We start from the raw sequence: 15112 nt of genomic DNA on the forward strand, positions 1-15112 counted from the left end.
AAACAACATGGGTGCTCTCTTGGATAAACGCCGCGCAGGTGTTTTGTTACATATAACATCGCTCCCGGGCCGTGGAGAGTGTGGTGATTTGGGTAAGGAAGCCTTCAATTTTGTTAATTTTCTGCACGATATAGGTGCTACCGTCTGGCAGACCTTGCCGCTGGGCATGACGCATGGCGACGGTTCACCTTACCAGTGCTTGTCGGCACATGCCGGCAATCCTGCCCTGATTAACATTCAATGGCTAGCCGACAAGGGTTGGCTGCAAACCACAGACCGTTGCGGCGACTGCCACACCAATGCGGAATACACCAAAAGCTGTTTGGTAACGAAAGCGTTCTATGGTTTTCAAAGCTTGGCTGATGCCGAGCAGCAGCACGATTTTAAGCAGTTCTGCGTGGAAAAAGCCGATTGGCTGGACGACTTTGCCTTGTTTATCGCTTTGCGGAATGTGTTTGGACATAAAAGCTGGAATCAATGGCCGGACGCGCTGAAGCAACGCGAGCCGGGCGCACTGAATGAATCAAAGCAGTTATTGAAGGCTGTGATCGAAACGATCAAATTCGAGCAGTATGTGTTTTTCCGGCAATGGCACGAGTTGAAAGATTACGCCGCCAAGCATGGCGTACTGATGTTTGGCGATATTCCGATCTTTGTATCGTACGACAGTGCCGATGTTTGGGCGAACCGGGCGGTATTTAAACTTAACGATTTGGGCGAAATGGATGTCGTGGCCGGCGTGCCGCCCGATTATTTTTCTGAGAACGGTCAGCGTTGGGGGAACCCGCACTATGACTGGAAATATTTGCAGAAAACCGGTTTTAAATGGTGGTTGGATAGAATCAAATCCCAGTACGAAATGTTCGATATTTTGCGAATCGATCATTTTCGCGGCTTAGAGGCGGCATGGGAGATTCCGGCCAGCGAGCACACCGCCATCAACGGGCGTTGGGTTAAAGCGCCGGGTGCGGAATTGCTGGCGGCTATTCAGGAGCAATTTGCCTCGCTATCCTTGGTGGCAGAAGATCTTGGGATTATTACTGAAGAAGTAGAAGCTTTGCGCGACGATTTCGATTTGCCGGGCATGAAAATTTTGCAGTTTGCTTTCGGCGACGATAGTCGCAATCCTTATTTGCCCTGCAATTATCAGAAAAATAGCGTGGTTTACACCGGTACCCACGATAACGATACCACGCTGGGCTGGTTCGAAGGGCTTAATGACGGCGAGAAACAGCGTATATACGATTATCTTGGCTGGTCTAGCCTACCTATGCCCAGTGCCTTGATTCATGCCGCGTTAGGCTCGGTTGCCAATCTGGCTGTGATTCCGATGCAGGATATTCTGAAGTTGGGATCACCCGATAGAATGAACACGCCAGGCACAACCGAAGGAAATTGGCGCTGGCGGTTCGATTGGTCGCAATTAACCGATGATAAAGCCGGACATTTTGCGCATCTGGTTAGATTGTTTGGACGTTAGCTCTTAAATGGCATTTCAATCGTCGTCTTTTTTGCCGGTGTCTGCCGGGATCGGCAATACAGCGATGTCGTAACTTGCGATGATGGCCTGGATTTTATCCAGGTTTTTGTCGATCAAATCATTCAGTTGTTGCTTACGTTTGTTGTCGCCTTGACGCAGGCCCATGGCTATTGAAAAATCAAACTTTAAGCCCGGTGAAGATTGCATAGGTATAGCAATATAACTGCCTTTTGGGGCTTGCGATTGCACATATCCCGCCATAGGTCCCCAAAGTATCACCATATCTATTTTTTTGGCACGTAAGTCTTTTTCGATTTGCATAGCGGTGTTGTGTTCGCTGTCTCCGGTCATGCTTTGGTAGGGAATCCCTTGCTCCAGCAAGCCGTTTTTTTGCAGCCATTCTGTGCCTGGGCCGCGGTCGAACATTGCTATTTTCAGTTTTTCCTGCCTGTCTAGTGGGAGATTGGCTAGTTGTGCGCTGTCTTTAATATCGTCCCAGCCACGGCCTTTGGCAATCAGCAGCACATAAGTCGAGTGGAAGTAGGGTTTGCTGGTATCGGTAAGATCGTAGCCGGCTGGCACGCCCATCACTACATCGCATTTAAAGCCTTCGCCGTTATCGTTCTCGGCTTTCAGTGTGTTGCGGATGAAGCCGATTCGTTCCGGTAGCCAGGTATATTCCAGTTCCTGTCCTAACTGTTCGGCAAATAGCGCGGCGATTTTGTTTTCGTAGCCGGTTTGTTCTTTGGTGGAATAAGGCGGGTTTAACGGGTCGGCGCAAACCCGGAATTTATCTTGGGCATTCACGGAAATAGTGGCTACCGCCAAGGTCGCCGTCATTAACAATCTTGAGGCGGTTGAGAGCATTTTCATCGCAGTTTCCTTTTAGCTGGGGTCTATACGTAAAAAAGCCTTGGCCGATGACTCGGCCAAGGCTTGCTTTACTGAAATCTAACGAGTTAGATCTTAGTTAGGCAGAGCGAACACAGTCAGTGTACCACCCAATTTGGTGTAAGAGCTCAAGCTTCTGTAAGCACCCACCGCGCCCAAACCTTCTGAGCTGGATGCAGAAGTACCGTCGTCGATACCTGCAGCGATACCGATACCAGCCCAACCGCCGATACCTGACAGAACGCCAACGTATTGTTTGCCTTCAAATTCCCAAGTATTGACGTTACCGATGATGCCGGACGGAGTTTTGAATTTGTACAATTCTTTACCGGTTTTAGCATCAACTGCTTTCAGGTAGCCTTCCAGGGTGCCGTAGAATACGACGCCGCCAGCGGTAGCAACCGAACCTGACCATACAGAGAATTGCTCTTTGTTGGACCAAGCGATTTTGCCGGTTTTAGCGTCATAAGCGGTGAACTGACCCAAGTTGGTGGTGCCGTCTTTTTTACCGGTCAGCACGTCAGCGCCGGCAGGCATCATGGACAGCGTAGCACCTACATAAGGTTGGCCAGCAGTGTATGAAACTTCAAACGGTTCGTACTCCATGCACAAATGGTTGCCCGAAATGTAGAACAGGCCGGTTTGTGGAGAGTAAGAAACAGGTTGTTGGTTTTTAGAACCCAACGCCGCAGGGCAAGTACCTACAGTGTTGACGTCTTCACCGTTGTGCTCGGTAGAAAACTCTGGCACTACTTCAGGACGGCCTGATTTCAGATCGACGTGAGACGCCCAGTTGACGGATTTGTCGAATTTCTCAGCAACCAACAATTCGCCGGTTTCGCGGTCCAGGGTATAACCGAAGCCGTTACGGTCGAAATGCACGATAGTTTTGTGCATTTTGCCTTTTACTTCTTGGTCAACCAGAACGGTTTCGTTGATACCGTCATAGTCCCATTCGTCATGTGGAGTCATTTGGTAAACCCATTTAACTTCACCGGTGTCGGCGTCACGCGCCCACAAAGACATGGACCATTTGTTGTCGCCTGGACGTTGTACAGGGTTCCAGGTAGATGGGTTGCCTGAACCGTAGTAAACCAAGTTCAGTTTAGGATCGTAAGAATACCAGCCCCAGGTGGTGCCGCCGCCGATTTTCCATTGGTCGCCTTTCCAGGTGCTAGTACCTGAGTCTGGGCCGACTGGAGTCACTTTACCGTCTTGCCAAGTGGTGGATTTACCTGGTTTCAACAGGGTGTCTTTATCCGGACCCATGCTGTAGCCTTTCCATTCCAGTTGGCCGGTGCGGATGTTGTAAGCAGCCAAGAAGCCGCGAACACCGAATTCACCGCCGGAAATACCGGTAATGACTTTATCTTTAACAACCAATGGTGCGTTGGTGTTGGTCATACCCAATTTTGGGTCGCCGTTTTGAACACTCCATACGCGCTTACCGGTTTTGGCATCCAGCGCAGTCAGTACGGTGTCTGATTGTTGCAGGAAGATTTTGCCGTCGCCGTAAGCCAAACCGCGGTTAACGGTATCGCAGCACATTACTGGGATGGTGACGTCAGCGTCCATGGTTGGGGTAAATTCCCAGATGACTGCTTTAGTTTTTTGATCGATCGCGTAAACGGTGTTTGGGAACGGAGTGTGGATGAACATGACGCCGTTAACAACCAAAGGGCCGCCTTCATGACCACGCAAAACACCTGTAGAAAAAGACCAGGCTGGTTGCAGGTTTTTAACGTTTTGAGCGTTGATTTGCGACAGCTTGCTGTAACGTGTGCCGGCGTAGTCGCCGCCCCATGTAGCCCAGTTGGCTGGGTCTTGTGTCAGTTTTTCAACATCGCTGTTAGCGGTAGAGACAGTTGGTGCAGCAAGTAAAGTCGCTACAGTCGAAGCAAGCAGCCAGTTTTTTACAGGCTTCTTCATATGTTTCCTCCTGGTAATCTGTTGATGAGACAGAGTACGGTTTTGTGTTGTTAAGACTAATATTAGTTTTAAAGCTCTGTTTGGATGACTGCCCTTTAGGGCTTGTTCGGCTATAACCGAGCGCAGAGGGAGAGCCACACCAAGCGCGTAAATTGAAGGATTTTTTCCTAAAAGTCAACCGGAAAAACTCTCCCGGGATGGCAGCGAAACAATAATCTCAAGTCTTATAATGCCTTAGGATTTCTCGGCGATTCAGCTATCTGGAAAAACAGACACCCAGGCCGCCCAAGCCACAGTAACCGGACGGGTTTTTAGCCAGATACTGTTGATGATCTTCCTCGGCATAATAAAAAGTCGGAGCATTGCGGATTTCGGTGGTGATTGCTGGAAAGCCGGCGGCTGTTAATTTTGCTTGGTATTGTTGTTGGCTTGCCACGGCTGTTTCATATTGGTCGTCCTGGCAATAGATGACTGATCGGTATTGGGTGCCGACATCGTTGCCTTGTCGCATGCCTTGGGTGGGATTGTGAGATTCCCAAAATATTGCCAATAAATCCTGGTAAGACACTACGCCCGGGTCGAACACCACCAACACCACTTCGGCGTGGCCGGCCATGCCGGTGCAAATTTCCTGATAAGTAGGGTTGGGTGTAAAGCCGCCGGCATAGCCCACTGCGGTGCTGAATACGCCGGCTTGTTGCCAGAATTTACGTTCGGCACCCCAGAAACAGCCCATGCCGAACACGGCTTGTCGCAGATGCGCCGGAAATGGCGGATGGATAGGATGTCCGTTGACGGCGTGAAATAGGCCGCTGTCTATGGCTTGCTGACGTCCCGGTAAGGCTTGGTCGGCGCTGGGCATAGCGGTTTTTTTGAATAGAAAAGACATGAGTGCATCCCGAGGTCGAATGATGAGGGTGTGCGGATTATAATCTCCGCTTATTTAAGAGGATTCCACTAAATCATGAAACAACAAGATTGCTTACGCCGCTTTATTTTCGAGGAACACGGAGTTCGTGGCGAATGGGTGCGGCTGGAACAAAGTTGGAAGCAAGCTAAACAATATCAACATTTAGTCAATGATGCCGTCGATGCGCAAATGGGACAAGCCTTGGCGGCGGTGGTGTTGTTGTCGGCAACCATCAAGTTTAAAGGCGCGATGATCATGCAGATTCAGGGCGGCGGCGATTTGAAAGCCCTGGTAGCGCAATCCAGCAACGAACGGCAAATCAGGGGCTTGGTGCGCAGTGAGGCCACTGTCGCCGGCGCAAATTTGCTGGACATGGTAGGTGAGGGCGGCCGATTGGTATTGACCGTGGAATCGGAGAATGCCGAACCTTATCAAGGTATCGTCGGTGTGGAGGCGGAAACGCTGGCGGATGTGTTGAGGACCTATTTCACTCAGTCCGAGCAACTCGATACCCGGTTGTGGCTGTTTGCCAATCAAACCCATGCGGCCGGCCTGTTCATCCAGGAGTTACCGAGTAGCAATCAGAACAAAGCCGACTGGGAACGCATCGAAATATTGGCGAATACCGTTACCGCCGACGAACTGTTGAGTCTGGATTGCGAGGACTTATTGCACCGTTTATTTCATCAAGAAAAGGTCAGGATTTACGATCCGGAGCCGGTGGAATTTAAATGCAATTGCTCACGGCAAAAAATCGGCGGCACTTTAGCGGCATTGGGGCGGTCAGAGTTGGAAGCAATTTTGCGGGAACGCGACGACATCGAAGTCGATTGCCAATTTTGCGGAGCGCAATACCACTTTGACAAGGTTGATGTGGAAAACCTGCTGACCAATCCGGCAGCCGAAACTGATAATCACTCGCCTACCCGGCACTGAGGGGGCTATGACTAAAATTAACCGCTTTTTTCGCCTGTCTCTGGCTTTTGTATTACTCAGCAGCATGACAGGTTGTTTGCACTGGTTGCACGCCTACCAGACTTATTTGCAAATGGACGAGTTTGATCGTTATTTTGCGGTGACATCTAAAGAAGATTTCACCGTGCATTTTAAGCAACCCAAACTGCTCAGCGAAGATTTTGTGTCGCTGGCTAAGTTGCATGCCAGTAGCGAAGAGCATACCGGGGACGGCAAACGCTGGCGCTATTGGTTTCGTAAGATCGACAAAGACAGCAAGCTGATTGCGCCGGAAATCAGTTTTTATCTGGATCTGGCCTTTAACAAGGAAGATAAAATCACCGATTGGACTTTCTCCAACCTATTCCTACAAATCGCTCCGCCGGAGTTTTTGGAGGCATCATTTCGCTCGCTGGGCGGTGCGGAAATCAACGAAGAGAAAAAGCAGTTAAGAGCGAAGGCTGATCAAATGGAGAAAATCGCCGCGCTGCTGCCAAAAAAAGCCACGGTAATTAAACAACTGGGCGAGCCGCTGGAAATCACCGATGAAGAAAAACAGGAAGTGTATCTTTACCATTTTCGGCTGGATGCCAAGGATATCGAAGAAGGTTACGAGGACAGAGCTTTGAGCGAAGTCAGGTTGATGTTCGATAAAACCACCTCCGAATTGATCAAGATGTCCGGCCGCTTTGCCGGCTTAAAAATATCGATCAATTACAGGAATTTTCAGGAAGAAGACGATAAAAAAGTGGCGGGTATGTGAGCTAGAACGGCAGGCATAAAAAAGCCCACATAAAGTGGGCTTCGTCCGGTGTTATTTTTTATATTGATTGGACGCCTACCGTTGTACGGCAGGTTAATTTCTTGCGTTTATTGTTGTTCTTATACCGGATTAACGGTCGCCTATCCCCCCCCTCATTTAACGGTCATGATCCTTTCGAATCATCTGCGTTTCGCTGAAAGTGGGCGCATTCTATTGGATTAAAATACTGCTGTCCACAAAAAAGTGTGACAATTTGTCGCACATTGATTTTGTGGGCATTGTGCCTGGTTTCTCCTCGGCGAGAGCGAATGACCGAATCGTCTGATTATTGACGCTTTAGAGAGCTAATTGCTTGTCCATCCAGCAGTTGTGCTCGCCTTGACTAAGTGGGATCGCAAGGTAACTTCTCCCGAGTGGTGCTGGTGATGTTCAGGTTTAGGTCGGGAGATAGCTAAATTTGACTTATTAGTGCCACTGCGAACAAATGACGGTATTTTTACTTTGCTGCCGGCTAAATCTCGAGCCGTTTGAATACCATGCAGTATTGCCTTATAGGCTCTTGTCTGTCAGCGCTGGGTCCAGCCGGAAACCGTTTCTACAAATTGTCCCGGTGCCGCTTGGCCTATCACTTTTTGAGCGGTCAGTCGACCCACTTCCTCCACAGCAACGCCGTTTTTAGCCGCTATGCGTTGATATTCCGCCAGGCGTTGGGCATTAATGCTCTCAACCAGGGCTTTTATCTCGGCCGATGCATCGGGCTTGACCAAGCCCAGGAAACCGTTCATTTGTTCACCCACCAACCCAGCCGATTTTGCCTGGGCTAGATCGGTGGCGTTGACCGGCAGGGCGGTCAGATATAAGCCCAGAAACAAAGGCGCCAAAATTGATAGCAAATTTTTGTTGTTCATCACTCGCTCCTTTAAAACAAGCCTTTTTGGCTGGAAAGCAATTCGTCTACGTCTTTTTCCACTTTCAGACGGATTTCGTGTTCGATTTTGACGTTCATATTGATCTCAATCGGTTTGTCCGGCGCTTCCAACCTTACGGAGGGCGAACACCCCGTCAGGTAGATGCTGCCGCACAAGATGGCCGCGCTGCTTGCAGCTTTCCAGTTCATTGATTCCTCCGGTCCGCCGGCGGCGGTTTGGGTGGTTGATCCCCGCTTGGGGGTTTGGGCGATGCTCCAGCATCGGCCGGTTTGGCGATAGCCTGTTCCAAAATGGTCCGTTCCAAATCGCCGGCTAAAATACCTTTTTGTAGCAACTCGGGTAGCTGGCCGCTGATATTTAGGTTAAACGCCAGCGGATGGCCGGACAATACTTCCGGGTTATTGCCTTCCAGGAGTAAGCCCAGGTGATAGTCGCCGTTTGGGCGATAATTTACCTTGGCTTGCAGATTCCGGTAAACCAGGTTTTTGAGAGCCTTAAAGGCGATATTCTGACTATCGGCCGGTCCCATATAGCGTAACACACCCGGCTGTGTGCCGCTGAGGCTGCCGTCTTGCACATCTATGGCCCCCGCCGATAACTGCAATGGTAGTTCGCCGTCTATTGAGCCGGTTCCGGAAATATTCGGGTAATGCAGGCTCATTAAAAGTTGCGACAGATCGACGTCATGCAATCGTAAGGTCAGCAGTATCGGCGTTTCCTCCAGCCGTATTTTGTCCGGTTTCAATTCCATGATGCCGCCGAATATTGCCAGATTGGCTTGGCTTAGTGTCAGTGCCTGATCGAGATAGCGGGCCTTGATACTAAGATTTTGCGCTATTAAGTCTTTACCTAATCCCAGCGTAGGTATCTCGGCAGACAAGTCCACGGCGCGATCCGCCAGCTCCGGAATGTTCAGTTCCACCTTGCCGTTCTCGATTTTCGCCGCGCCGGCCGTCAAGGCCAAATCGGCGATAATCAATTGTGCCGTTCCGGAAACATCTTGTTTGCTTGGCCGATGCAGTTTTAGATTTCCCTGTGCCTTGCCGCCGGCAACCGTCCAACTGGCCGCCATGGCCGGTAACCAGGGCTTGATTAAATCGAATGCCTCGCTGGCGGCCATGTCCAGGCGGCCGTTCATATCGATTGTTTGCTTGTTCGTCATCGACAAATCCATAGCCAGCAGAGACTGTTTATCTTTTGTCAGAAAGGCTTCAGCTTGCAGAGTGGCAAAGTTGTCCGGCGTAGTGGCGTTTGCACTGAGCTGCGTTGCGCTTAGTAGCGGGTTTAATTTGGCTAAGTCGTATGACTGGGTTTTTGCCCGCAAAGCTTGTGGTATCAATAGGCTGTTGTTAAGCCACTCGATCAGCGACAGCGCGCCGGCATCCAGCTTAATTTGCTTGGCCGGACCATCCAGTTGGCTGGCATTTAGTTCGAATATATTGCCAGCTGGCAGCCGTTGGACCTTGAGTTTGGCGGCGCTAAAACCGGGTTCGATATCTAGGTGAATGGATTGTTGGGCATCCTGAAACCTTGCATCGATGGCATCGGCCGCACCTCGTGTGACGTCCGCTTGACCAGCAAAGCTGCTCAAGCCCCAAGGCGTATCTACATCAACTTCCAGTTTCGCGATGCTCAATCGGTCCAGCGGTAAGCTGATGGAATTGTTTTCCGATGTCTGCGTCGCAGCTTGGTCGGTAGGGTGGTAGTTGAATTTTAGCGCGGCGTGACCGATGCTGACGTTGCTGATAGTTCGTTTTTCCAGATCGTAATCGGTAGAAACATTCTGCATCGCAACCGATAAGTTGCCAGTCGGTGTGGCTAGGCCGAAGCTGATTTCAGCCAGCTTGGCTTGCTTGGAATCAAACGACAGCCCCGACAGCGAGGGTGAGCTTAGCGAGGTTTGTTTCAGCGCCTGTTGCAGTAGTAACTCCAGCATAACTGAACGCTGCCACCATAGGGCCAGGCAAAATAACCCAAGCATCAGCAGCGTAATAGCCATCTTGCGCCGCCATGAGCCGCGCTGCTGCAAATTATTTGTGGTGGCAGGCAAGTTCATAGCCTGCCGTAGCCGGTCTGTTGCGTGACTAACCAGTACATGGCAGCTGGGAGTTTGGGGCGATAGACGCGCAAAATCGGCTGCCCTCAGCCCAAACGCTCGATAAAGGCATCGACTTGCTCAGCCTGCGTCGCAAAACTGGTGACCAAACGCACCAATACTTCCTGGTCGGCCACCAGGCCAGGGTTTGCGCGCGGCGGATTCCAGGGGTAAAACACCGCCCCTTGTTGTTGCAAGCGGTCCGCGTGCGTTTGGTTTAGCACGGCAAACACCTCATTGGCTTCTGCATGCCAGGCCAGGCGGGCGTTTTTTGAGTGGGCAATGCCGTTTTGCAAACGCGCCGCCATCGCGTTGGCGTGGCAGGCGAGATTCAGCCAAAGTCCGTCGTCTAAATACGCTTCAAACTGACAGGCGATAAATCGGCTTTTAGATACCAACTGCGCGGCGCGCTTGCGGATAAACGGTAAATCTTTGGCCTGTGCCGGATTCATAAACACCAAGGCTTCCGCGCACCAGCAGCCGTTTTTGGTGGCGCCGAAAGACACAATATCTATCCCTAGTTTCCAGCTCATTTCCGCAGGCGTTAACCCCAGCGAGACTAGCGCATTGGCAAAGCGCGCGCCGTCCATGTGCAAGGGTAAGCCGTAAGTTTGGGCAATGTCGGCAATCGCGGCAATCTCCTCCGGTTGATAAAGCGTGCCGATCTCGGTGGCCGCCGTGATGGAAATGGCCATGGGTTGGCCGGCATGCACAAAATTAGGCGGGAAACGCTCGATTTCCGCTTTCAGATTTTCCGGATCGATTTTGCCGTTGTCGCCGTCCACCGGTGCTAATCGTGCGCCATGCGTGAAAAACTCCGGTGCGCCGCATTCGTCTTCCAGCATGTGTGCTTCTCGATGGCAAAACGAGACGCCGCCCGGACGGTTGACGGCCGCCAGCGCCAGCGAATTGGCGGCTGTGCCGGTGCTGACGAAATAGACTGCGACTTCCCGTTCGAATAGCTCGTTAAACTGTTGCTCGATTTTGCGATCCAGCGCGCTGGCGCCATAGGGGGCCGAAAAGCCCGCGGAGGCTGCCAACAAGCGTTGGGAAATGGCCGGATGAGCGCCGGCCCAGTTATCGGATGCAAAATTCATGGTTGCTATCATGGCGGTGATGTTTAATGTATGGGCTATACGACGGTATGAACTATACCAACGATACCGCAATCCGACACGCGAGCCTGGCTTTCGTTCGGCGTATTCCCGGAAAATAGCAATCTTTTAAGGCACTCTCCACCCATGCAAAATACCATTCGCGATCTCGTGCTTCAGGCGACCGGTGCCGATGATGCATTTCAACTTGAAACCATTCAAAGTCTGTGGAGCGGCTACGGCTATATTTTGCGCTATGGCTTAAGCGGCTGCGACAGTGCTAGCGTGATCGTCAAACACGTAAAACTGTCGGCACAAAGTCTGCAAACGCCCGGTTCCAATGAAGACCTGTCGCATCGGCGCAAAGTCCGCTCTTATCAGATAGAGGCGGCTTGGTACCAAGGCTGGGCCAAACGTTGCGATGCGGATTGCCGAGTCCCGGCGTGTTTAGCTTTCGAAATGTTCGGTGAGGATATAGTCATGGTCTTGGAAGATCTGCATCCGGTGGGGTTTCCGCAACGCCGCTCGCGGGCAGGGGAACGGGAGATACGCACATGTTTAAATTGGCTGGCCAATTTCCATGCCACGTTTATCGGTGAAAAACCCAGTGGTTTGTGGCCCACCGGCACTTATTGGCATCTGCAAACCCGGCCCAACGAATGGGAGGCCTTGCAGGATATTGTCTTGAAAAATGCCGCGCCGATGATTGATCAAAAACTGCGCGATACGCCTTACCAAACCTTTGTGCACGGCGATGCCAAATTGGCCAATTTTTGTTTTTCGGCGGACGGCAGCCGGGTCGCGGCAGTGGATTTTCAATACGTCGGCGGCGGTTGCGGAATCAAGGATGTCGCGTATTTTATCGATAGCTGTTTGGGCCAGGAAGAATGTCAACGCCGAGAGAGCGAATTGCTGGATATTTATTTTCAGGCTTTGCAACAGGCATTGCGGCGTCAACAAAAACCCGTCGATGCCGATGCGGTCGAACGTGATTGGCGGGCACTTTATCCAGTAGCCTGGACCGATTTTCACCGTTTTTTAAAAGGTTGGAGTCCCGGCTATTGGTCACCCAACAGCTATAGTGAACGGCTGGCGCGGCAAGTCATCGCCCAATTATAAAATTACCAGGAGAACCGATGCGCTTGTCGACGGACGATCTGTATTTACTCGGCCAGTGTGCCATCTCCGCGGCGATGCAGGCCGGACAATTGATTGCCAGGCGTGCGCATACTGCGGTTGTTGTAAACAGCAAAGACGGCGGCACCAGTCTGGCTGCTCGGGTAGTGACGGAAATCGATCATTTGAGTCAGGAGATTATTCTGCAAACCTTGCGGCCGATCTGCGCCAGATACGATTTGGCTTTATTGTCGGAAGAAAGTCCGGATGACGGCGCGCGTCTGCAACACGACTATTTCTGGTGTATCGATCCTTTAGACGGCACCTTGCCGTTTATCGAAAACGTGCCGGGTTATTCGGTGTCCATCGCCCTGGTATCGCGCGCCGGAGAGGCGCTGATTGGCGTCGTTTACGATCCCTTAACTCAGACGCTGTATCGGGCGATTAAAGGCCAAGGCGCTTGGCAAAACCAACACGCTTTTAAGCCGGCACCGCCTGCGCGAGTCTTGACATTCATTACCGATAAAAGCTTTGCCCAAGATCCGCTGTATCACGCTACGCAGGCCGCATTGCAACAAATCGCCCTTGAATTGGGCTATGCCGGGGCCAAGCTGCGTTTGCAAGGCGGCGCGGCCTTAAATGCCTGCCAAGCGCTGACTGAGGCGCCGGCGTGTTATTTCAAATTTCCTAAGCAGAGTAAGGGGGGCGGTAGTGTGTGGGATTACGCGGCTACCGCTTGTTTGTTCCAGGAAGCCGGCGCGCCGGTCAGCGATATACACGGCAAACCGTTACTATTAAATCCGAACGGCTCGACGTTTATGAATCATTCCGGCGTGTTGTATTGCTCCGACCAAGCTATCGCCGACAGCATGATCAGGCTTTACCGGCAGTTACGGCAAGGATAAGCGAACAAGTTGCCCGTGTCATGGCTTGCTAGTGAATGAGGCCCGATAGACGCAAGGTTTTGAATCTATCGGGTATCGATGGTGGCTTCGGTCTTTTTCAGCAGGGAAACAAATCCTGGAAGTGGCGCTTATAAAATCGGTTTTTGGAGCGGGCTTTCAGAAATGCGGCGAACAGGTGTTCGGGCACGTGGCAAAAATCCTGAGCTTGCCGGTCTTTGAACGATACTCGCAGTTTATGGGTTTGTTCGTCGTAGCCGATCACGTCGATGGTGCTGGATTTAACTGATTGCATTTGCATAGTAGCCTCCGGGAATTTCATGCTAAAACTGTGTCGGTGAGGCATGGCTAAATACGAATAGTTCAATCGGCAATTACTTATCGAGACTGCGTAAAACTATAGCTTCCCTAATTTTTCAATCACTCGTTTGGAGACGTAACGATGCAAACTGTTTTAATCACCGGCGCCAATCGCGGCTTGGGTCTGGAGTTTTGCCGGCAATTTGCCGCCGCCGATTACCAGGTCATCGCGGCCTGCCGCAAGCCGGACCAGGCCGAACATTTGGCGGCGCTTGCCAAACAATACTCGCACATTCAAATCGAGACACTGGATGTGGCGGATTTCAGTCAAATCGATGCGTTGGCAAGCAAACTAGCCGACCGCAAAATCGATGTCTTGCTGAACAATGCCGGTGTTTATGGCGATCAAGCCGGTCGCGGTTTCGGGCAACTGGATTATCAAACCTGGGAAAACGTGCTGGCGGTCAACGTGATGGCGCCACTTAAATTGGCCGAAGCCTTCCTGCCGCAGGTGCAGCGCGGCGACAAACGCTTGATCGTGGCCTTGAGCAGCTTGATGGGTAGCATGACCGACAATACCAGCGGCGGCAGCATTCTGTACCGCTCCAGCAAGGCCGGTTTGAATGCGGCATTGAAGAGCCTGTCCATCGATTTGCGACCTTCGTCCATCGGCGTATTGATTCTGCATCCGGGTTGGGTCAGAACTGATATGGGCGGACCGAACGGCTTGATCGACGTTGAAGAAAGCGTATCGGGCATGCGTAAAGTGATAGCCAATTTCAGCTTGGCCGATAGCGGCAGCTTTGTTAAATACGATGGCTCAGCATTGCCTTGGTAAGCTTTTTGGCTTCTAAGTTTTCGCGTCTTAAATAAGTCAGTATCAGAACCACTGCTTAGGTCTGCATAAGCGGTGCGTATACCCCCTCAAGCTAATGCTCATTAGCGATAAAAATATCGAATCGAAACGTTATTGCTTGCATAAAAATTTCGATTCGATATTATTTGTTCGGCGCCGATACGATCTTCCAATACATCGGTCGCTTAAGTGCGACGCCTAAGAATCGCATCGTTTACATTGCAACGACACAAGAGGAGGGGTTTATGCAGACTCCCAACAAATTGCTGCTGGAAAACAAAGCTTGGTCAGAAGCTATGACCGGTAAACAGCCCGATTACTTCATCAATATGGCCAAGGAACAACATCCGGAGTTTTTATGGATAGGCTGTTCCGACAGCCGCGTGCCGGTCGATACCATCGTTCATGCCCAACCCGGCGAAATATTCGTGCACCGCAATATCGCCAATCAAGTCATCACCACCGATTTTAACGGTTTAAGCGTGTTGCAGTACGCGATTAACGCCTTAAAGGTCAAGCATGTGATTGTCTGCGGCCATTATGGCTGCGGTGGCGTGGAAGCAGCCTTGCGCCAGCAACGCGGCGATTTGGCCATTGCCAACAAGTGGTTGACGCACATTAAGGAAGTATATCGCTTGCACCAAGACGAACTGGACAATTTGCAGCCCGAACGCAAACTCAACAAATTGATCGAGTGGAATGTCATCGAACAAGTGCAACGTCTGGCCCACACCTCTATCGTGCAATCGGCCTGGAAGTCCGGCCAAAAAGTCAGTTTGCGCGGCTGGGTATACGGTTTGCAGGACGGCTTGTTGAATGAATTGATACACATCGACGCCACATCGCCGATTCACAACATCTACCAATACGCCCATTAAGGCTCCCAGTTATCC

15 protein-coding genes are annotated in these 15112 nt (G+C 51.2%); 7 read left to right on the plus strand and 8 right to left on the minus strand.

Annotated elements, in window-relative coordinates; genetic code table 11:
- Positions 1 to 7: 7 nt before the first annotated feature.
- Entirely contained in the window at positions 8 to 1480 is a 1473-nt protein-coding gene (malQ, locus tag CWO84_RS19010; protein WP_101054575.1) for a 4-alpha-glucanotransferase, read from the plus strand.
- Between the two features lie 15 nt (positions 1481 to 1495).
- Here malQ and CWO84_RS19015 read toward each other — a convergent pair whose 3' ends face one another.
- From CWO84_RS19015 to msrA, 3 genes are all read right to left on the minus strand, one after another.
- A complete protein-coding gene (locus CWO84_RS19015; protein WP_101054578.1) occupies positions 1496 to 2353 on the minus strand; it encodes a quinoprotein dehydrogenase-associated putative ABC transporter substrate-binding protein in 858 nt (285 codons plus the stop codon).
- Between the two features lie 93 nt (positions 2354 to 2446).
- Positions 2447 to 4300 (minus strand): methanol/ethanol family PQQ-dependent dehydrogenase, encoded by a 1854-nt coding sequence (locus CWO84_RS19020; RefSeq protein ID WP_101054581.1) that lies wholly within the window; start codon positions 4298 to 4300, stop codon positions 2447 to 2449.
- Between the two features lie 256 nt (positions 4301 to 4556).
- Positions 4557 to 5189: a peptide-methionine (S)-S-oxide reductase MsrA gene (msrA, locus tag CWO84_RS19025; RefSeq protein WP_101054583.1), complete on the minus strand. Its 633-nt coding sequence runs from the start codon at positions 5187 to 5189 to the stop codon at positions 4557 to 4559.
- Between the two features lie 75 nt (positions 5190 to 5264).
- Between msrA and hslO the strand changes: the two genes are divergently transcribed.
- Positions 5265 to 6146 (plus strand): Hsp33 family molecular chaperone HslO, encoded by an 882-nt coding sequence (hslO, locus tag CWO84_RS19030; protein WP_101054586.1) that lies wholly within the window; start codon positions 5265 to 5267, stop codon positions 6144 to 6146.
- Between the two features lie 7 nt (positions 6147 to 6153).
- The gene (locus CWO84_RS19035; RefSeq protein WP_033158353.1) at positions 6154 to 6927 is read left to right on the plus strand and encodes a hypothetical protein; all 774 of its coding nucleotides are present in this window, start codon (positions 6154 to 6156) and stop codon (positions 6925 to 6927) included.
- 566 nt (positions 6928 to 7493) lie between these two features.
- Here CWO84_RS19035 and CWO84_RS19040 read toward each other — a convergent pair.
- From CWO84_RS19040 to CWO84_RS19055, 4 genes are all read right to left on the minus strand, one after another.
- Positions 7494 to 7835 carry a YdbL family protein gene (locus CWO84_RS19040; RefSeq protein ID WP_101054589.1) on the minus strand — a complete coding sequence of 114 codons (342 nt, stop codon included), beginning with the start codon at positions 7833 to 7835 and terminating at the stop codon, positions 7494 to 7496.
- Positions 7836 to 7846: 11 nt separating this feature from the next.
- On the minus strand, positions 7847 to 8044 hold the full coding sequence (locus CWO84_RS19045) for a YnbE family lipoprotein (protein WP_064010563.1): 198 nt from the start codon (positions 8042 to 8044) through the stop codon (positions 7847 to 7849).
- Entirely contained in the window at positions 8041 to 9906 is a 1866-nt protein-coding gene (locus CWO84_RS19050) for a YdbH domain-containing protein (protein WP_165786380.1), read from the minus strand. Before CWO84_RS19050 ends, CWO84_RS19045 begins: the two co-directional genes overlap by 4 nt.
- Positions 9907 to 9998: 92 nt before the next feature.
- The gene (locus CWO84_RS19055) at positions 9999 to 11048 is read right to left on the minus strand and encodes a low specificity L-threonine aldolase (protein ID WP_101054597.1); all 1050 of its coding nucleotides are present in this window, start codon (positions 11046 to 11048) and stop codon (positions 9999 to 10001) included.
- A 144-nt stretch (positions 11049 to 11192) separates the two neighbouring features.
- Here CWO84_RS19055 and CWO84_RS19060 point away from each other — a divergent pair, with 144 nt between their 5' ends.
- Positions 11193 to 12164, plus strand: a complete 972-nt coding sequence (locus CWO84_RS19060; protein WP_101054600.1) for an oxidoreductase family protein — start codon at positions 11193 to 11195, stop codon at positions 12162 to 12164.
- Positions 12165 to 12181: 17 nt separating this feature from the next.
- On the plus strand, positions 12182 to 13066 hold the full coding sequence (locus CWO84_RS19065; RefSeq protein ID WP_101054603.1) for an inositol monophosphatase: 885 nt from the start codon (positions 12182 to 12184) through the stop codon (positions 13064 to 13066).
- 97 nt (positions 13067 to 13163) lie between these two features.
- On the opposite strand, the gene CWO84_RS19070 is transcribed toward CWO84_RS19065, so the two are convergent.
- The gene (locus tag CWO84_RS19070; RefSeq protein ID WP_033158359.1) at positions 13164 to 13364 is read right to left on the minus strand and encodes a KTSC domain-containing protein; all 201 of its coding nucleotides are present in this window, start codon (positions 13362 to 13364) and stop codon (positions 13164 to 13166) included.
- 141 nt (positions 13365 to 13505) lie between these two features.
- Between CWO84_RS19070 and CWO84_RS19075 the strand changes: the two genes are divergently transcribed.
- Together CWO84_RS19075 and CWO84_RS19080 are read left to right on the plus strand one after the other, a co-directional pair.
- Positions 13506 to 14201, plus strand: a complete 696-nt coding sequence (locus tag CWO84_RS19075) for an SDR family oxidoreductase (RefSeq protein ID WP_101054606.1) — start codon at positions 13506 to 13508, stop codon at positions 14199 to 14201.
- Between the two features lie 263 nt (positions 14202 to 14464).
- Complete coding sequence (locus CWO84_RS19080) at positions 14465 to 15097, plus strand: carbonic anhydrase (RefSeq protein WP_033158361.1); 633 nt, start codon at positions 14465 to 14467, stop codon at positions 15095 to 15097.
- Positions 15098 to 15112: the final 15 nt, after the last annotated feature.

The sequence above is a fragment of the Methylomonas sp. Kb3 genome, assembly GCF_002834115.1.
GTDB classification, from domain to species: domain Bacteria; phylum Pseudomonadota; class Gammaproteobacteria; order Methylococcales; family Methylomonadaceae; genus Methylomonas; species Methylomonas defluvii.